The organism is Paenibacillus soyae (assembly GCF_024623455.1).
Lineage (GTDB): Bacteria > Bacillota > Bacilli > Paenibacillales > Paenibacillaceae > Pristimantibacillus > Pristimantibacillus soyae.
In genome coordinates, this window is sequence record NZ_JANIPJ010000019.1 from 22,674 (window position 1) to 42,028 (window position 19,355).

Genomic DNA, 19,355 nt, shown 5'->3' on the forward strand with positions numbered 1-19,355 from the left:
ATCGGATACGGGTTGCAATGCGAAATCCGCCAATCGGAAAGAAATGTAAAAAGACGTCCTCCACACTCGAAGACGCCTTTCGTAACCATTTTTCCCACCTCAAGCAACCTATAGATTTAAACGCCAGTTCGCGTACCATTTCTCCAGCACGCTCGGCATGGAAATGCCGAGGTCATCCACGAATACCTCCTGAAGCTTGCGATAGTGCAAGCCCACCTTGTCGTGTTGATTGCACCGTTCAAGCAGCTGCAAGGTGATCAGCCCTTCTTCTTCATTATAAGGCTCGAAGGACTGAATTCGCTCATACAGCGTCAAAGCAGCGTTCCAGTCGCTCTCCCGCATGTAATAGGCGGCAAGTCTTCTAGCGTGGGTTAGCCAAACTTGGCGAAGCCTCTCCCGTTCGTTCTCCGCCCACACGTAGTCGTGATCCTCCAAGTAATCGCCATCGTATTGCTCCAGCAGCCGTTCAGCCTCGGCAGCCGTCTCCGAGCTTCGCATTTGCAGCTGTTCAAGCCGCTGCTCCCATTCCTCCGAGGCGACGATCGTGGCGCCCGTGTTCAGCACGTAGCCTTCCTGAATGCTCGAGTTATTGATCGTGACGTCCAACCCGAACTGGCGCAAGCATTGCCGTATTTGGTAGACGACCGTATATAGCTGCGTGGTGGCTTTCTTCGGTTCAAGCTCAGGGGTAAGCAGCTCCATAATCGTCGATTTAAGTACAACTTCCCCCCGTCTGTGGAGCAAATAGGAGAACAGCTCCTGAGCCTTGGACGTCCGCCATTTCGGAAGCTCGGGCTCGAGGCCTGCCTTCTCGAACCGGATCGTGCGAAAGCTATGGATGCGCTGCTTAAAAGGCATTTCTCCCTGCGCTTCCGCCGGCTTCTTGGAAGCCATTACTCGCCTCGATACGATCCGCTCCAGCGTTTTGACGACTCTCTCCAGCGTATAGGGCTTAAGTATATAATCCATGGCGTTGATGTCGAACGCTTGAACCGCATATTCGTCATAAGCCGTCACGAACACGATATCCGTCTGCGGTAACCCCTCTTGCATGTCGATCGCGGTTTGCAGTCCGGATTTCCCCGGCATATGAATATCCAGGAAAACAACGTCAGGCTTAATTGCAGGCGCTTCCCTCAAAGCATCCTCGGCCAATTGAAATGGACTCACTTCTATAGGCAAGGAAAAGTGCTCGGACGCTGCATGCAGCATATTTTCTAAATGCGCGAGAGCCAAGGCCTCGTCATCAATAATCATTAGTTTCATGTCACGCACCTCAACTGCGATCCGTCTCTTATTTTTAATCCTACTCTATTAACGATAACTTATCGTAAAAAGTTCTATGGCCATCGCATGATTTGTGACTTTAGCAGCACAAGTTGCAACCTTTAACCCAAAAAGATTTGGGTAGATGTTCAGAAATTGTTCAGGACTTCCATTTAGGATAAGGTAAATGACCTACTCTGCGCAAAGATCGACATGTTCACAACTATGAGCAGCATCTTGTTACATAGCAACACGCTTTAGCGCAATACTTAGAACGGAGGATTAAGACAGATGAAGAAGAAAGCAAGAATATTGGCGCTCGTTCTCTCGCTTATGCTCGTATTCCAGTACTTCAACTATGCGGGCGTCTTGAAGCAGGCGGAGGCAGCGGATGACCCGCCTAAAGTCGTTAATTTCACCAAAGTCACTTTGGGCACCGATACGAGCAATAAGGATGCCATCGCTTCGGTTACAGAGACCGCCTCGACGGTTACACCCGGCTATGAAATTGACCCCAAAGATGCGATGGTGCTGGAATATCACTGGAACATAGCCGATGGACATGGTTTTGTTGGGGAAGACAACAAAACCTTCACCTTCTCCTTACCGGATGCGTTTAATCTGAGAGAATCGAAGACGGGATCGTTCATCGATCCTGAGACTAGTACTAATTATGGCGGTTTTCACGCCGATCCTGCTTCCGATGTCGTAACCATGACCTTTAACGAAAACGTTGAGGAGACGGATTACGGCGTTGAAACAAAAGGCAGCTTGTTCTTCTGGGTGCTCATAGACGAGAGCAAGTTCCCTGGGGGTGAGGGAGATATTATTCTGATTCCGGGCGCCGACCCTATCAAGCTTAAGCTCAAAGCGGAAATCATCGTTCCCGATCCTCCGTCATATGTGATCACGAAGAGCGGACAAGCTGATAAGTCATTTAACCCTACTTCTATTAATTGGACAATAAACGCCAATTCGGATGCAGAGATCATCACGAATGCGGTAGTAACGGATGTTATCCCGAACGGGCTTACGTTCAGCGCAGCCGATATTAGTTCGATTTCTATTACAAAAATAGAAGCCGGCGGCAATAGCGCTGTCGATCCAGTGGCCATTGGCGTCAGCTACGATGCAGGCTCGAGGACTCTGTCCATTCCATTGGGAGATATTAGTACGGCTTATCGCATCGAGTTTGCTACTCCGATCAATGATAATAGTCTTAGCCAATTCGATAACACCGCTTCACTGGGCGGCAATGAGACAGGCTTGCCGAAGGCTGCAACGACCACGGTCCCTGTGAATCGCGGTATTTTCATTGATAAATGGCAGGATGACTATGATGCAGCTTCTGAGACGATTACATGGAAAGTAAAAATCAACCTTGGTCAAAAGCAAATGAACGGGCCCGTGTTCATTGATTGGTTCGACGACATACATGAACTAGTGACCAACAGCGTAAAAATATCAAAAATCGGCACGATTACAGCCAATGATAGCTACACGGGTTTGACCGATGATATAGCGAATTGGACGCTGGACAGCACTCTTACAAATCCAACCGAAAAGAAAAACGGCTTCTCCTTAACTTACAATGGCGGAGCATCTACGAATTCGGCATACGAACTCGAATATCAAACAAAGCTGAAGAGCAATTATTATATTTATAAAAATACGCCAGTTAATAATGTAATAAGCTCTAATGTCAACGTTGAATCATCTAATGAAACCTACACGATCGCTCAACGTTTCTTCCACAAAAACGGAAGTACGCCGAATTACAAAGATCGCACGATATCTTGGACCGTTCAGGTTAACCAAGCGGGGTACGACATTAGCAACACCGTTTATAAGGATACTCTTTCGGCCGGACAACGGTTGCTGCTAGATACATTGATGGTCAATGGGGTTCCCGTTAATCCCAATAACACCACTGACCTAACGAAACCAATTGTAGAAGTCGATCCAGCACAGGCTGCCGCAGGCATCATTACCGGCTTCACGCTCAAGCTTCCTGCCGGAACAACGACTTACACAGTCAAATACGACACAAGCTTTGACTACGATGTGACCTCCTACGGTACCCTGCTGCCAGGCTACAATAACAGCGGCGTTCTGACTTGGACGGGACCAGATGGCAATGCCGAGAGCTTAACAGACAACAATAACACTCAGACTCTAAATGCACGAGGCGCGCAATCTAACGGTTACAAAGATGGCAATTATGACGCTTCGACGAAACAAATCACTTGGAGCCTCCTGGTCAATTACAACAGCAAAAAGATGGCCAACGCTAAAATAGTAGACGAGCTTCAATCCGTTCAAAAGCTCGACCCTACCTCGGTAAAGGTATATGAAACCGCCATTAAGTCGGATGGCACACGAGAAGCTAGCGTAATGAATGAGTTGGATTATGGAACGGACTATACGTTCAGCTATGATGCTTTGACCAAAACTTTAACCATCGATTTCATAAAGGAAATTACGAAGCCGCATTTCATCCAATTCAAAACAGATGTTGAGGACGAATTGCTTGGCGAAGGCCAAAAGCAAATTCCGAATACCGCGATTTTCTCCGCGGATGGATTTGGTTCCAAAACGCTTAAGGCGCCGGTAGACGTTCCGATTTATAATGCGGGCAGCTACATTGACAAGACAGGTACGTTTGATAAAGATACATTTACTACGGATTGGAAAGTTACCATTAACCTAAGCCAGTCCAATATTTTCGATATTACGATTCTGGATACGCCGAGCGAAAATCAGCTACTGCTGAAAGACAGCTTTAAATTGTATCAAGCAAAAGTAGCAGCCAACGGCAGCATCAGCTATGATGACAGCGATCTCGTTGAGCTGAATTCCGCGTCAAAAGAGTTCGAGCTGGAATTCAAGGAGAACGGAACGTTCGAGCTTCGAATGGCAGAAATCAGCCGTCCCTATGTGCTTGAATATTCCACGTTGCTCGATGTCAATGACGGAACGACTAATACAACCATATCCAATGACATTGATTTTACCGGATTCGGCAAAGATAATAAGCCTTTGGACGGCTCCACGAATGACGATTATGAAGAAGCGGTCAACCTGGAAGGGGCCGGCGGTTTCGCGACAAGACCAAAAGGAAAGCTGACGATTATCAAATCGGATGCTGAACACGCCGATCTATTCTTAAAGGATGCCGTATTTGAGCTTCGTCGCCCGAACAGCGCGGTGTCGCTCAAAGGCGATTTGACCACAGACGAGAACGGAACTATCGTCGTAGAAAATCTCGCTCATGGCAAATATGTGCTTCATGAAAAAACGCCTCCGACAGGGTATAAGGCTCTTACGGCACCAATCGCGATTACTATTGAAAAAGCAGAGACAACAATTTCTGTGCCCAACGAACGCCAAACCGGCGACCTCGACATTACGAAGGTCGACAAAGGCGACAATACGAAGCTTCTGCCTGGGGCAAAGTTTGTGCTGTACAGAGCTGACAAAACGGTTGTCGGCGAAGTGACGACCGGAGCGGATGAGACCGACGCCGCAACCTTCGGCAAAGCTTCCTTTAACGATCTGCCGTTCGGCAGCTACGTCTTGAAGGAAACGCAAACGCCTTCCGGCTACTTGCTGGACGGGAAAGGCGAATACCCGATCGAGATTAAACCGGGCGAAGATACGGCTATAACGATTCAAAACATCAAATTCGTCTACATTCCAGGAGTACCGACACCAACGCCAACTCCGACGCCAGAGCCGACGGAAGAGCCGGAAGAGTCCGCGACGCCATCGCCGACTCCGACACCAACTCCGAAGCCAACTCCAACGCCGGGAGCTTCCGAAAAACCGAAGCCGACTCCTACGCCTGCAGGAGAGAAAACGACGGAAGATACGCCTGTCGTAGGCGAGGTTGACGTGCCGAAGGGCGGCGTCACCGAGGTTGGAACGCCGCCTTCGAACGGCCATATTACTCTGACGCCGGACGGCAAGTGGGAATATACGCCGAAGCCGGGCTTCACCGGCAAGGATCGTTTCTCGGTCATCGTCGTGAACGAGGATGGAGTGGAGGAAGAAATCTGGTTCGAGATCGACGTTGAACCGATTCCGGAAGGCACCGTAGTGGGAGGCATTCCGGATGTGAATGAGCTTCCGAAAACGGGCCAAACCGACTACACCATGCTGTACCTCCTCGGTGCGGCGCTGGTCGGCGGGGGACTTCTGCTCCGTTGGAGCGGCAAACGCAAATCCTCTTAACATCAAGCTGAAGAAGACAAAAGGAAGGGCTGCCTGCCACGTTGCCGTGGCGAGCAGCCCTTCTTTCTTATATTCGCAAAGCTCTTCCGCTAACTACTTCTCATTCATGTCCAATGCGGCTGCCGTCTCCGAGGCCGCTGGCATCCCCCGTCGGTTCGATGCGCGGAGTCCCCGGATCAACCCTATAAGGGAAGCAGGTTCTTCTGCCGCATAATAATTCGCTTGTTCGTCCGGCGCAAGGATCACGCCGAGCTGATGATGCTCGCCCGCGTAACGCGCGCGTCCCGCAAATTTGAGTTCTCCTGCATTGTTGAACACCTCAAGCCTGCAGAAGGCGGAATTCAGTGCCAGAGCCGCGTAAAGCTCTTCCTTCGTCGATACTCGCGCGCCATTCACCTTGTGCAGAATTTCACCCGGAAGCAGCCCCATCGCCTCGGCAGGGGTTCCAGGCACAACGCCCAATACGCGAAGACCGCGGGAGTCGTGTACGAAGAGCGGCGTGCCCTTGGATTCCGCGAGCTTGCTGCGCCACACCATCGCTTCATGGAGCCCGATAGACAGGAGCGCCGCGAGCGGGAGCAATGCCGGCACCTTCCACGCCGCTAGCGCCGCACCGGCTAGAACGACGCCATAAATCACCAGGCTGTTCGATGCATGCTTAGTCTTGGCCTTCGGAAGCATGGTGCGCGTCATCTCCGTAAAGCCGATCATCATGGGAAGCGCAACGAACGTCCAGCCCTGCGACCAATCGGCGCCAAATAGCGGCGACCACGGCAGCTGGGTTTCGGAGGCGGCGCCTCCTGTCGCAGGTACTAGCAGGAAAAGCGGTACTGGCCAGAAGCCCTGGAGCATATACCCGCCGACCAGCTTGCCTCGCTTGCCTTCCAGGAACAGAGGCGTGGACAGCCCGTCCCCCTGCCATCTGACGAGGAGAGCCTCCGCGAGGTGAAGCAGGGCAACGAGCAGCAGAAGCCCGGCCGCATCAATATTTGCAAGGGAGGCTGCGGTCGACCCCAGCCAACCCGTGCTTTCATCAAGGGAAGTAAAGCCCATGACCCACTGTAAAATAACAATAATGCCGGCGCTATAAGCAAAACAGAGGTACCGGATACGGAGAAGCATTAATACCGCCGCCACCGCCCATAACCACAGAACGGCTGTTGGCGTCAAAGACGCGCCGATAAAGACGCCTGCGAGCGACATTGCCACGCCCACCAGCAGGCCGGTCAGCACCGCTTTCAGTGTCAACGGTAGCCAATTACGCAGCTTTACGGCGAACAGCTGCCTCTCCATGCGCATCTGCCTGCTGTATTGCAGAAGGATAATGAAGACCGAAATATAATAAAAAGGTTGCATGAACAACTGTAATACAGCATGTCCGAGCTGCTCCAGCATCGCCTGAGCCATCTCCAAGGCGTACAATCCCCCCGTCTGTCCCGATTAACCATCAGAGAAGTTAAAAAAAGAAAGGGCTGGCCTCGACTCGCGAAGCCAACCCTTTTAACATTCGACACCGACATGTTATTTCCTGCTTACAGCTTTTACCGCTTCTAGCAGCTGCGCGTCGTTCTCCTTGTTCTGAATCCACTTGATTACCGCCTGCTCCAGCGTTCCAGCCGTTGCGGCGTCGATCTCGCCGGTCACGGGCACGCCGTGCTCCTGCTGGAACTTCTTGACGGCATCCGCCGTCTCCGCGCCGAAGTAGCCGTCTTCGCGCTTCGGTTCATAGCCTAGCCCGTGCAGCATGATTTGAGCGCTCCGCACCTGCTCGCTTAAGCTGTCGAGCTTCAGCGTCTCCTTCAAATTCATGCGGGCGACGGTATACAGATCCGGCGGCGCTACGATTTTGTTCGGCGTAATGCCCTTCTCGTGGATCCAATTGCCGTCCGGCGTCAGCCACTTCGCGATCGTCATCTTCACCAGGCTGCCGTCTCCGAGCGCCTTGTTATAGCTGACCTGCACGGTTCCTTTGCCGAACGACTGCTCTCCGATAACGGTAGCCCCGGCCGCTTCCTGCAAAGCTCCGGCCAAGATTTCCGACGCGCTTGCGCTTCCTTTGTTCGTAAGCACGGCAATCGGGTATTTCTTCTGCTCTCCGCCCTTCGCGAGCGTCTTCTCGCGGTTGCCATTCCGGTCCTCGACTTGGACGACCGTTGTGCCTTCCTTCATCATCAGCTGCGAAATTTCAACGACGACAGGCAGCACGCCGCCGGGATTGTTGCGCACGTCTAGCACAAGGCCCTTCATCCCTTGGCCTTCAAGCTTCTCGAGCTCCTCCTTGAACCGCTTCGCCGTGTTAAGCGAGAACTGGCGAATCTCGATGACGCCGACGCCATCCGGCCGTATCGTGCCGTACACCGTCTCCACGTCAATATCGTCGCGGATGAGCACCAGCTGAATGGGTTCGGCAAAGCCGGTGCGCTGCACGATGATTTTTGCTTTTGTGCCTTTCGGTCCGCGAATTTTCGCCACCGCTTCCTGCAAGCTTAGCCCTTCCAGCGCTTCGCCGTTGACGGAGACGAGAACGTCCTTGGCGAGCAGCCCGGAGCGCTCCGCCGGCGAGCCTTTGATCGGCGATACGACGATAATCTTGCCATTCTCCGATGTTACTTCAGCGCCGATGCCAGTGAACGAGCCCTCGATCGATTCCGAGAAGTGCTGCGCCACTTCTTTCTCCATATAGACGGAATAAGGATCGTCGAGCGCTTCCATCATGCCGCTGACCGCACCGTCTACCAGCTCCTCGCGGTCGACGTCCTCGTAATATTTGGTTTCGATAAGCTCGATAACCGCATTCAGCTTGTCCAGCTCGCTCTGATTGAGACGATAAGCGCCCTTATCGTCCGAAGCCGCGGCCGCCACGGCCGTGCTTCCCCTCTCGTCCGGCTCCATCCACCGGTCGGCCATGGTCATCGTGACCAGTACGGAGGCGAGCATCGTCAGCATTACGAAAGCCAGTACAGTACGTCCTTTGAAATACACCCCAGTACACCACCCTTACGAATATCCAGCTTGCACGACCCCTCTAGTATATGACAAGCAGGCAGCAATTATTTGCCTGCTGGCGTTAATCCCGGAAGAAGCCGGCTTACCGCCGGACAATAAGGGCAGCCCTATATTGCCCGGGCTGCCTCTCTCTCTAGCGATATCCAATTTTTATTTCAAATATCCGCCTGGATTGACGGGAACTTCGTTTTTACGAACTTCAAAATGTAAATGAGGCCCTGTGGAATTACCGGTACTGCCGACTTCCGCGATTTTATCTCCTCTATCCACTTGGTCCCCTACATCGACGAGCAAGCCGCCGTTACGGATATGTCCGTACAAGGTCCAAAGTCCGTTGCCGTGGTCGATAATAATACAATTGCCGTATCCGCTCCAGTTCTGAGACACGATGACGACGCCCGACTCCGCCGCGTAAATCGCCGTTCCTTGCGGCGCCGCGAAATCGATTCCGGTATGCGTATGCTTCTTGCCCGTAATGGGGTGAACGCGCGTGCCGAAGTTTGAAGAAACCCGGTAGCTATCTTTAATCGGCATGGCGAGCTTGCCGCCGGTGTACGGATTTTTGATCCGGTTCTTCTCCGCTTGAAGCTTGGACACCTTCGCCGCCAAGGCCACGAGCAGCTTCTCCTGCTCCTCGCTGATGACTTCGCTCTCTTCGATCGCCTCGGACAGCTCCTCTACCTGCGCGTTATAGCTGGCAATCAGCACTTCCTTCTCCGACTCTTTCTTCACGAGGTCCGCATGCTTCAGCATAAGCTCTTGATTGATCGCTTCCAGCTCGGCGAACTGCGCTTCGACTTGCACCTTCTTCAGGGCGACAACTTCTTTGTCTTCCTTAAGCTTCGCCACCATGTCACGGTCAGAGTCGAGGATCGTCTGCAGCGCGTCGAACCGGTCTAGGAAGTCCGAGAAGCTCGTCGCGCTGAACAGCACGTCCATATACGAAACGAAGCCGTTCGTGTACATCATTCTCATGCGTTCTTCCATCAGCGCTTCGCGTTCCACGACGCGCTTCTCGGCTTCTTCGAGATCCTTGCCGGTCTGAACCAGCTCCTCTTGCTTGGCGTCCTTCTCGGCCTGCTTCTTCGCCTGCTCGATCGAGACCTTGTCGATCTCCTTCATGAGCGAGTTAATCTCTGCGGCCACGTCTTCCTTCTTACGGGTGATCGTCTGCTGTTGCTGCTCCGCGTTCTGCATCTGTCTGGCCGCTTCGGCGGCCCGGCGCTCGGCCTCTCTGATCTGCTTGTTGGCTGCGGCGATTTCCTTCTCGATCTGAGAGAGCGTCGCAGCCTCTACTACCTCCCCGCCTCTGCTCGAAGGCTGCAGGGACACGGCCCCGACGACGAGCGCCGCGGCAATCATCAACGCGCTTAGCTTCTTCATCTTCATCTCTGAACTCCTCACCTACACTTTCAAATACTTACGTACCGAAATGGTGCTTCCCCAAATACCGATCAGCGTCCCGATCACGATGATCAAGAGCGCGGTCATCATGCCCGCTTCCTTCATGGGAACCAAAGAAAACATCATGAGCGACAAATCCAGCTGCGTCAGTTCAATGACTTGTCCGTAGCAGACGAGCACAAGAACGGTCGTGATGACGGAGCTGATAAAACCAATCAACGCGCCTTCGATAAAGAACGGCCAGCGGATGAACGCGTTGGTCGCGCCGACCAGCTTCATGATGCCGATCTCCCTGCGTCTATTGATGATGGTCATCTTGATGGTGTTGGAGATGAGGAACATCGCCGTGACGCCTAGGCCGATGACGATGACGAACCCGATGTTGCGTACGGCATTCGTGATTTTGAATAGCTGCTGGACGTAGCCTTCGCCGTATTTCACCTTGGTGATCGGGAGCGTCTCGTCAGCTTGGTTGATGCTTTGAATTTGGGCGGCGACCGCCTCGACCGTCTGCGGGTCATAGACCTCCACGACGTAAGAGATCGGCAGCGGATTGTTCTCGTTGTTGTAGCCTTCGAGCCAATCGCTGTTCTCTTCGCCCATCGCTTCCTTCAGCTGCTGGAGGCCCTCTTCCTTGGAGACGACCGTCACTTTGCTGACCTCTGTTATATTGCCGATCTTGTTCTGGATTTCCGTTACCTTGGCTTCTTCCACGTTCGTCTGCAAGTACACTTTGATCTGGACCTTGCTTTCGATCTGGTCGGCCATATGGTTGACGTTCATCGCGAGCAGAACGAATATGCCCAATATAAACAACGAAATGAAGATCGAGCTCATCGAGGCAAACGACATCCATCCGTTCCGGATAATATTTTTGGCGCCTTCGCGCATGTGCCGGAGCAGCGTGCTAAACTTCATAGCCGTACTCCCCTCTCGCCTCGTCCCGAACGATGTTGCCGTTCTCGATGGCGATGACGCGCTTGCGCATGTTGTTCACGATGTCGCGGTTATGCGTCGCCATAATAATTGTCGAACCGCGGAAGTTGATCTCCTCGAGCAGATTCATAATGCCCATCGACGTCTCCGGGTCGAGGTTGCCCGTAGGCTCGTCCGCGACAATGACCGACGGATTATTGACTATTGCCCGGGCAATCGACACGCGCTGCTGCTCTCCGCCCGACAGCTGGGACGGCAGAGAGGCGTGCTTATGCTTCAATCCGACAAGCTCGAGCACTTCCATCGTCCGTTTCTTGATGATCCGCTTTGGAGCCTCGATAACCTCCATCGCGAAAGCGACATTTTCATACACCGTAAGCTTGGGAAGCAGTCTGAAATCCTGGAAAATGACCCCGATATTCCGTCTCACGTACGGGATCTTGCGAGGCTTCAGCTTGCCGATATTAAATCCGTTTACCGAGATTTGGCCTTTGGTCGGCACTTCCTCGCGGTAAATCAGCTTCATGAACGTTGATTTGCCGGCACCCGAAGGGCCAACGACATAAACAAACTCATTCCGATCTATGCGAACCGAAACGCCGCGAAGCGCGTGCGTGCCATCGGCGTAAGTCTTCCATATGTCGTGCATTTCTATCACGTTATCACATCCTGTATATAGTCAGTTGTACTATTTCGACAGCGTGCGGCTAATTCCTTCAACAATCCACTTTTTTCATGATTCTCATTATCTTACGATTTGTCGAAAAATATAAATGCACCGCCTACTATCATACACTCTGCATGGGACGCTTTGCGACCGCATATATATGGAACACTGTGTTTTTTTATGCAGTTTTACGATGCGGGAAGGGTGTTCATGGAGATGAGGAAGCTGAAAATTGCCGGCATATCGCTTGCGGGGCTGGTGCTTCTGCTGGCGGCCGCCGGACTGATCGCGGTATGGAAGTATGCGGAGCAGGATGTCGTTCCAAAGGGGGTCATGGCGGGCAATCTGTCCATCGGCGGCATGGGGATCGACGAGGCGATCGCGCTGCTGAACCAGTACGAGGAAGCGCTGCAGGCGAGGAGCATCACGGTGCAAGCGAACCAGGCCGCGAACGACAGCCGGACGTGGGGAATGGAGGAGCTTGGCTATAAGGCCGAGTTCGCAGGCGCGCGGGAAGCGCTGCTGAAGCTTCGCCAAGGAAACATATGGGATCGAGCCAAATACCGGTATACGTTCAACGGGGATTTCGAGCTGAGCCAGACCTGGGACCGCGACGCCTTCGAATCGGCTGTCCGCAAGCAGTGGAGCTGGATCGAACAAAACGAGTCAAAGGACGCGACGAGAACCATTACGGAGGATGACGAGGTCATCTATACGCCGCACACGGATGCGTATAGGCTCAATCTGGAGGAGCTGGTTACGAAGGCAGGCAGCTGGGCGATCGTGACGGGCGATTTGAACCTGGCGGACATTCAGGGGAATCTGCGCGTTTTCTCGGCGGAGCTTCCGGTTCAAGTGGTCCACCCCGCTATCACGCTCGAGCAGCTGAAGGAGGAAGGCCTCGATCGTCTCATCATGTCGTTCACGACCGATTTCGCGACGAGCGCGGAGGGCCGAGCATATAACGTCAGCGTTACGGCGGAAGAGCTGAATGACTGGCTGCTAAAGCCGGGAGAGATTTTCTCGTACGCCGACCTAATCGCTAAGGTGGAGAAGGAGCATGAGTACCGGGAAGCCTCGGTTATTCTGAACGGCAAGTTCGTGACCGGTATCGGGGGCGGCATTTGCCAGGTGTCGAGCACTCTCTATCAGACCGTCCTGCGCGCGGGCCTCGAGATCGTCGAACGGCGCAACCACTCCTTGCCCGTCGCCTACTTGCCTCTAGGTCACGACGCCACCTACGCGACGGACGCGATTGATTTCAAATTCCGCAATTCGACGGGCAAGTCGCTGCTCATCCGGACCGAGGTCAGGGACAGGAAGGTGACGATCAAGCTGTTCGGCACCATGCCGGAGAATGAAAGCTACGAGATCGAGTCGAAGACGCTGGATACGATCCAAGCCGGCACGCAGCAGGTCGTAAACCGGGCTCTCCCGGTCGGCAAAAGCGTCGTCGTGCAGGAAGGAAAGCCCGGATACGTTGTGGAGACGTTCCGCGTGCTGAAGCGTGATGGCAAAGAGGTATCGCGCGAGCGCGTGTCCAAAGACACCTATCGTGCGCAGCCGACGATCATCGAGGTCGGCCCCGCTTCGCTGGACGCAACGCCGTCCCCTTCCGCCACGCCCTCTCCAGGCGAGGGGATCGTTGAGGATGGAGTTTAACGGTTAAACGACTTGCCCGATCGATATGTTGATTTTATAATGCCCGTACTCCAAAATTTTATCGAGCAGCACGGACAACGCATGATGATCTACTACCTGCACCTTCAGTAGAAAACAAGGCTCGCCGCTAACGCGGTGGGCTTCTTTGATTTCCTCCGCGCCTTTGATGAACTCCTGAAACTTCGTATGCTTGTAATCCTTCATCATGACGGTGACGAAGACGCACAGCCCGTTCCCGATTCTCCCTTCGTTCACCCGTACCGTATACCCTTCGATAATGCCAAGCTCCTCCAGCCTCTGAATGCGGTTGGCGACGGCCGCACCCGTCATGTGGATGCTTTCCCCGATCTGCTTCCATTGCGCTCTCGCGTTCTCCCTAAGCAGGCGGATGATGGCCAGGTCGATATGGTCGATCAAAGCTTCACGTTCCTTTCATCTCTTTCATGGATAAAGCAAAGGGGGCCAAACGGTTTACTCGCGCTATGTAAGCCTCCTCCGCAATCGTCTACACTGAAAATCGGAAAAAAGAAATGACGCGAAAGGCGGAAGGAGATGTATACGATGAAAAAATGGATAGGCCTAGCTTGCACGGCATTGATCCTGATAGCGGCATCCGGCTGCTCGGGCGGCGGCGCTCAAGGCGGGAACGAAGCTGGCGGAAATACCGGGCACAGCGGAAACCACCAAGCGGCAGCGCAGGAGACGACTACCGAGCCCACGTATACGGTCGACGGAGCGATCTCGGAGGAGAACGGCGTCTATTACGTAACGGTCGACACCGATTGGAAACTAACCGAAGACAACTACGGCGGCTCTCCCGTCGAAGGCCAGGGGCATGTCCATTTCTACCTGAACGGCTCGCTGGTCGGCCCGATTACCAGCTTGGATCCGTTCGAGATCAAAAACCCGAAGGATGGCGCGAACATCATTAAGCTGGAGCTCGCCAACCACGACCACTCCACGTTCGGAGTGACGAAGGAATTGACGTTCGAGAAGAAATAGGGATTATGGGCCGCGATACGAAAAAAAGAGCCGCGAATCAGCAACGTCATGTTGCGGTTCGCGGCTCTTGGTCGTTACCTGCTGCGTTCGATATACTCCGCGACCCAAGCGGCCGTCTCCGCCAGTTGGGCGTCGGCGCGGCCGATGGCTGCCTCGACCTGCACCTTCGCCGTGCCGCCGTACACGTTGCGGGCGTTCACGACTTGCTCCGGCTGCAGCACCGCGTAGATGCGGTCGTCGAACAAGCTGGAGAATTGCTTGAACTCGTCAAGCGTCAGGTCAAGCAGATACTTGTTCTGCTGGATGCAGTACAGCACCGTTTTGCCGATGACTTCATGCGCCTGACGGAACGGCAGGCCTTTGTTCACGAGGAAGTCGGCGATATCCGTCGCGTTCGAGAAGTCTTGGTTGACCGCTTGGCGCATCTGCTCCTTGTTCACCTTCATCGTGGCAATCATCGGAGCGAACAATTGAAGCGCGCCCTGGAGCGTCTTCACCGTGTCGAACATGCCTTCCTTGTCCTCTTGCATGTCCTTGTTGTAGGCAAGCGGCAGCGACTTCAGCACCGTCAGCAGGCCAACGAGGTTACCGTAGACGCGGCCCGTCTTGCCGCGCACGAGCTCCGGAACGTCCGGGTTCTTCTTCTGCGGCATGATGCTGCTGCCCGTGCAGAACGCGTCGTCGAGCTCCACGAAACGGAACTCCGTGCTGGACCAAAGGATCAGCTCCTCGCTCAGGCGCGACAGGTGCATCATGATGATCGAAGCATGGGACAGGAATTCCAGAATAAAATCGCGGTCGCTCACCGCATCCAAGCTGTTCTCGTAGACGCGGTCGAATTTCAGCTGGCTCGCCACGAAATGGCGGTCGATCGGGAACGTCGTTCCCGCCAGCGCACCCGCGCCGAGAGGCAGCACGTTAATGCGCTTGTAGCTGTCCTGCAGGCGCTCGATATCGCGGCCGAACATAGACACGTAGGCCATCAGATGATGCGCGAACAGAATCGGCTGCGCCCGCTGCAGATGCGTGTAGCCCGGCACGATCGTATCCGTGTTCGCTTTCGCCTGCTCGACGAGAGCGGCCTGCAGCTTGTGCAGCATGTCGATGAACTCGACGACGCGCTTGCGAAGCCACAAATGCATGTCGGTCGCGACTTGGTCGTTCCGGCTGCGGCCCGTGTGGAGCTTGCCCCCTACGGAACCGACGTCGTCGATCAGCGTTTTTTCGATGTTCATGTGAATGTCCTCGTCGCCGATCGAGAACTCGATGTCGCCGCGCTTCACGCGCTGCAGCACGCGATGCAGGCCATCCTTGATTTTGTCCACGTCGTCGGCCGGCAGGATGCCCTGCTTGCCCAGCATTGTCACGTGCGCCAAGCTGCCTTGAATGTCCTCCTCGGCCAGCTCCTTGTCGAACATGATCGATGCCGTATATTCTTCAACCAGTTGGTCCGTTTTTTTCGTAAATCGTCCGCCCCATAATTTGCTCACCGTATACCAGCACTCCCTTCCGGACGCAAGGGAACGGAAGCCCGCTGCTTCTTGTTCAGCAGGCTCCCGCCCTTATCCGGCTATTAGTTTTTGCTTTGCTCGACGCCAGAGGAAACCTTCAGACGAAGCGCGTTCAAGCGGATGAAGCCCGTCGCGTCGCCTTGATCGTACGCCTGGGAAGGATCCGCTTCCATCGTGGCGATGTCCGGATTATACAGGCTGACCGGGCTCTTCACGCCGGCTCCGATGACGTTGCCTTTGTAGAGCTTGAGGCGTACAACGCCTGTTACGTTTTTCTGCGACTCGGTGACAAGAGCCTGCAGAGCCAGACGCTCCGGCGCGAACCAGAAGCCGTTGTACACGAGCTGGCTGTATTTCGCGATCAAGGAATCGCGCAGATGCATCACTTCGCGGTCCATCGTCAGCGACTCCATCTTGCGGTGGGCCGTGAACAAGATCGTGCCGCCCGGCGTCTCGTACACGCCGCGGCTCTTCATGCCGACGAAGCGGTTCTCGACCATGTCGACGCGGCCGATGCCGTGCTTGCCGCCCAGCTCGTTCAGGCGTTCCATCACTTCCAGCGGGCTCAGCGACTCTCCGTTAAGGGCTACGCAATCGCCTTGCTCGAACGTCAGCTCGACGTATTCCGCCTGGTCCGGCGCGCGCTCAGGCGATACGGACAGCACGTACATGTCTTCGTTCTCTTCGGCGCTCGGATCGAACCAAGGATCCTCGAGCATGCCGCTCTCGAAGCTGATGTGCAGCAGGTTGCGGTCCGTCGAATACGGCTTCGCCGCGGATGCCGTTACCGGAATGCCATGCTTCTCGGCATAGGCGATCATCTCGGCGCGGCCCGGGAACTGCTCGCGGAACGCTTCCAGACGCCAAGGGGCGATTACGCTGATCTCCGGAGCCAGCGCCGCCGCCGTCAGCTCGAAGCGCACTTGGTCGTTGCCTTTGCCCGTTGCGCCGTGCGCGATCGCCGTCGCGCCTTCCGCGCGGGCGATGTCGACCATGCGCTTCGCGATGAGCGGACGCGCAATGGACGTGCCGAGCAGGTATTGTCCTTCATACATCGTACCCGCTTGGAACATCGGGTAGATGAAGTCCTTCGCGAACTCCGCGCGCAGGTCGTCGATGTAGACTTTGGACGCGCCGGTCGCCAGCGCTTTCGCTTCGAGACCATCCAGCTCGTCCTTCTGTCCGATGTCCGCCGTGAACGCAATAATTTCCGCGTCGTACGTTTCCTTGAGCCATTTCAAAATAACGGATGTATCCAAGCCGCCGGAATAGGCCAGCACGATTTTTTCCTTCGCCATTCTCCTCTTGCTCCCCTTCATGATTGGATTTGATCTGCGTTGGTCTATGAATTAGGACATGATCGCCGCCAGGATCGCCTTCTGCGCATGGAGACGGTTCTCCGCCTGATCGAAAATAATGGATTGCGCGCCGTCGATGACGCTCTCGCTCACTTCTTCTCCGCGGTGCGCCGGGAGGCAGTGCATGAACAGATAATCCTTCTTCGCGTACTTCACGAGCGCATCGTTAACCTGGTAGTTGGCAAACGCGATCTCGCGTTCCTTCTGCTCCGCTTCCTGGCCCATGCTCGCCCACACGTCGGTGTAGATAATGTCGGCGTCCGCAATCGCTTCCTTCGGATCATGGCAGACGACGACGCGCGAGCCGGTCTCGGCCGCGTTGTCTTGCGTCTGGCGCACGATGTCCGCATCCGGCTCGTAGCCTTCCGGCGTCGCGATGGACATGTTCATACCCAGCTTCGCCGCGCCCATCATGAGCGAATGCACCATGTTGTTGCCGTCGCCGATGTAGGCGATCTTCAGGCCGTCCAGCGTGCCCTTCTTCTCGTAGATGGTCTGGAAGTCGCACAGCGCTTGGCAAGGATGCGAAAGATCCGTGAGGCCGTTGACGACCGGGATTGTCGCTCCGCGAGCCAGCTCGACCACCTTGCGGTGCGCGAACGTGCGGATCATGATGCCGTCCAGGTAACGCGACAGCGTCTGCGCCGTATCCCAGATCGTCTCGCCGCGGCCGATCTGCAGGTCGTTGCCGCTCAGGAAGAGCGCGTGTCCGCCCAGCTGGTACATGCCGACTTCGAACGATACGCGAGTACGGGTGGACGATTTTTCGAAAATCATGCCGAGCGTCTTGCCCTTCAAGATATGATGGGTTTCGCCCGCCTTCTGTTGTCTCTTCAGCTCGATGGCCAGGTCGATCAGGTATTGAAGCTCTTCCTTCTTGAAATCGACCAGCATCAGAAAGTCGCGCCCCTTCAAGCTGTGCGCCATTTCCTCGTTAACAAGTTGCAATGTGATTCCTCCTCCAGGGTTTTCGTAGAAAACCCACATCGTAAGCATAAGCTCAAGGTTTGCGTAGCAAACCTACTTCGTAAGCATTGGCTCAGGGTTTGACGAAGTCAAACCCACATCGTAAGCATAAGCTTGGTTTGCCGCAAGCAAACCTACTTCGTCAGCAGCTCCGCCAAAATGGTAACAGCCTCATCTATCTCTTCATTCGTCACTAACAAGTTAGGCAGCAACCGGACCACGTTCGGTCCTGCCGTAATGACAAGCAGTCCGCGCTTCTGCGCTTCCGTCACGACATCCGCGACCGGACCTGCACATTCGATGCCGACGAGCAAGCCCAGCCCGCGCACCTCTTGAACGAAGCTCGAGGCAGCCAGCTTCTCCCGAAGCTGCGCCATCAAATAATCGCCCTGCGCCGCCGCTCTCACGGAGAGATCGTCTCCGACGATCGTCTCGAGCGTCGCTTTCACGACGGCCGTCGCGATCGGCGTGCCGCCGAAGGTCGAGCCGTGGCTGCCCGCTGTGAAGCCTTCGCGAAGCTTCTCCTTCGCAACCATCGCCCCGACCGGGAAGCCGCTTCCGAGACCCTTCGCCAGCGTGAAGATGTCCGGTTCGATGCCGAAATGCTCGTAAGCGAACAGCTTGCCCGTGCGGCCCATGCCCGTCTGGATTTCGTCAACGATAAGAAGTATGCCCTGCTCCTCGCAAAGCTGCGCAACCTTCTGAATATAATCCCGATCAACGGGATGAATGCCACCCTCCGCCTGCACCGTCTCAAGCATGATCGCCGCCGTCTTGTCGCTGACTGCCGCTTCAAGCGCCGCAAAATCATTCAGCGGAATGTATTTAAAGCCTTCCGGCAGCGGTGCGAAGCCTTCCTTCACCTTCGCTTGGCCGGTTGCCGTCAGCGTCGCAAGCGTACGGCCGTGGAACGATTGATCGAACGTAATGATCTCGTAGCGGCCGTTCTTCTGTACCAGCTGTTGATATCGGCGAGCGAGTTTAATCGCCGCTTCGTTCGCTTCCGCGCCGGAGTTGCAGAAGAATACCGCGTCGCCGCAGCTGTTGTCCGTCAGCAGCTTCGCCGCTTCCGCCTGGTTCGGAATATGGAACAGGTTCGACACATGCCACAGCTGATCCAGCTGCTGCACGAGCGCTTCCTTGATCCTTGCCGGAGCATGGCCCAGGTTCGTAACGGCAATGCCGCTCATGAAGTCCAAATATTTGTTGCCCGCGTCATCCCAGAGCCAGCTGCCTTCGCCCTTCACCAATGTAATGGGATAACGCGCGTATGTAGGGAAAAGCGAAGCGCCCGCGCCTGCGGATGCCGTTTGCGTTTGATTATTGCTCATCTACTCGTTACAC

14 protein-coding genes are annotated in these 19,355 nt (G+C 54.8%); 3 read left to right on the forward strand and 11 right to left on the reverse strand.

Features of this window, described 5'->3' with window-relative positions; translation table 11 throughout:
- Window positions 1-108: 108 nt before the first annotated feature.
- Window positions 109-1,266 (reverse strand): response regulator, encoded by a 1,158-nt coding sequence (locus tag NQZ67_RS22665; protein ID WP_257450400.1) that lies wholly within the window; start codon window positions 1,264-1,266, stop codon window positions 109-111.
- A gap of 291 nt (window positions 1,267-1,557) precedes the next feature.
- On the opposite strand from NQZ67_RS22665, the gene NQZ67_RS22670 reads away from it, so the two are divergent.
- Complete coding sequence (locus NQZ67_RS22670) at window positions 1,558-5,499, forward strand: collagen binding domain-containing protein (protein WP_257450402.1); 3,942 nt, start codon at window positions 1,558-1,560, stop codon at window positions 5,497-5,499.
- 93 nt (window positions 5,500-5,592) lie between these two features.
- Here the strand turns inward: NQZ67_RS22670 and NQZ67_RS22675 are convergent, their stop codons facing one another.
- The 5 genes from NQZ67_RS22675 to ftsE all read right to left on the reverse strand — a co-directional run bounded on the left by NQZ67_RS22675 (window position 5,593) and on the right by ftsE (window position 11,503).
- A complete protein-coding gene (locus NQZ67_RS22675; protein ID WP_257450599.1) occupies window positions 5,593-6,906 on the reverse strand; it encodes a PDZ domain-containing protein in 1,314 nt (437 codons plus the stop codon).
- A 114-nt stretch (window positions 6,907-7,020) separates the two neighbouring features.
- Window positions 7,021-8,481 (reverse strand): S41 family peptidase, encoded by a 1,461-nt coding sequence (locus NQZ67_RS22680; protein ID WP_257450404.1) that lies wholly within the window; start codon window positions 8,479-8,481, stop codon window positions 7,021-7,023.
- A 174-nt stretch (window positions 8,482-8,655) separates the two neighbouring features.
- Complete coding sequence (locus tag NQZ67_RS22685; RefSeq protein ID WP_442951244.1) at window positions 8,656-9,888, reverse strand: murein hydrolase activator EnvC family protein; 1,233 nt, start codon at window positions 9,886-9,888, stop codon at window positions 8,656-8,658.
- Window positions 9,889-9,909: 21 nt separating this feature from the next.
- Window positions 9,910-10,827 (reverse strand): permease-like cell division protein FtsX, encoded by a 918-nt coding sequence (gene ftsX, locus NQZ67_RS22690; protein ID WP_257450408.1) that lies wholly within the window; start codon window positions 10,825-10,827, stop codon window positions 9,910-9,912.
- The gene (ftsE, locus tag NQZ67_RS22695) at window positions 10,817-11,503 is read right to left on the reverse strand and encodes a cell division ATP-binding protein FtsE (protein ID WP_257450411.1); all 687 of its coding nucleotides are present in this window, start codon (window positions 11,501-11,503) and stop codon (window positions 10,817-10,819) included. The genes ftsX and ftsE overlap by 11 nt, the downstream gene beginning before the upstream one ends.
- A gap of 225 nt (window positions 11,504-11,728) precedes the next feature.
- Between ftsE and NQZ67_RS22700 the strand changes: the two genes are divergently transcribed.
- Window positions 11,729-13,174 (forward strand): VanW family protein, encoded by a 1,446-nt coding sequence (locus NQZ67_RS22700; RefSeq protein ID WP_257450414.1) that lies wholly within the window; start codon window positions 11,729-11,731, stop codon window positions 13,172-13,174.
- 3 nt (window positions 13,175-13,177) lie between these two features.
- Here NQZ67_RS22700 and NQZ67_RS22705 read toward each other — a convergent pair whose 3' ends face one another.
- Window positions 13,178-13,591: an Lrp/AsnC family transcriptional regulator gene (locus NQZ67_RS22705; RefSeq protein WP_257450417.1), complete on the reverse strand. Its 414-nt coding sequence runs from the start codon at window positions 13,589-13,591 to the stop codon at window positions 13,178-13,180.
- A gap of 144 nt (window positions 13,592-13,735) precedes the next feature.
- Here NQZ67_RS22705 and NQZ67_RS22710 point away from each other — a divergent pair, with 144 nt between their 5' ends.
- Entirely contained in the window at window positions 13,736-14,176 is a 441-nt protein-coding gene (locus NQZ67_RS22710; protein ID WP_257450420.1) for a hypothetical protein, read from the forward strand.
- Window positions 14,177-14,250: 74 nt separating this feature from the next.
- On the opposite strand, the gene argH is transcribed toward NQZ67_RS22710, so the two are convergent.
- The 4 genes from argH to argD form a co-directional block, all read right to left on the reverse strand.
- The gene (argH, locus tag NQZ67_RS22715) at window positions 14,251-15,666 is read right to left on the reverse strand and encodes an argininosuccinate lyase (protein WP_257450423.1); all 1,416 of its coding nucleotides are present in this window, start codon (window positions 15,664-15,666) and stop codon (window positions 14,251-14,253) included.
- Between the two features lie 83 nt (window positions 15,667-15,749).
- Entirely contained in the window at window positions 15,750-16,985 is a 1,236-nt protein-coding gene (locus NQZ67_RS22720) for an argininosuccinate synthase (protein WP_257450427.1), read from the reverse strand.
- 51 nt (window positions 16,986-17,036) lie between these two features.
- The gene (gene argF, locus NQZ67_RS22725; protein WP_257450601.1) at window positions 17,037-17,972 is read right to left on the reverse strand and encodes an ornithine carbamoyltransferase; all 936 of its coding nucleotides are present in this window, start codon (window positions 17,970-17,972) and stop codon (window positions 17,037-17,039) included.
- A 173-nt stretch (window positions 17,973-18,145) separates the two neighbouring features.
- Window positions 18,146-19,342, reverse strand: coding sequence for an acetylornithine transaminase (argD, locus tag NQZ67_RS22730; RefSeq protein WP_257450429.1), 1,197 nt, complete (start codon window positions 19,340-19,342; stop codon window positions 18,146-18,148).
- Between the last annotated feature and the right edge of the window lie 13 nt (window positions 19,343-19,355).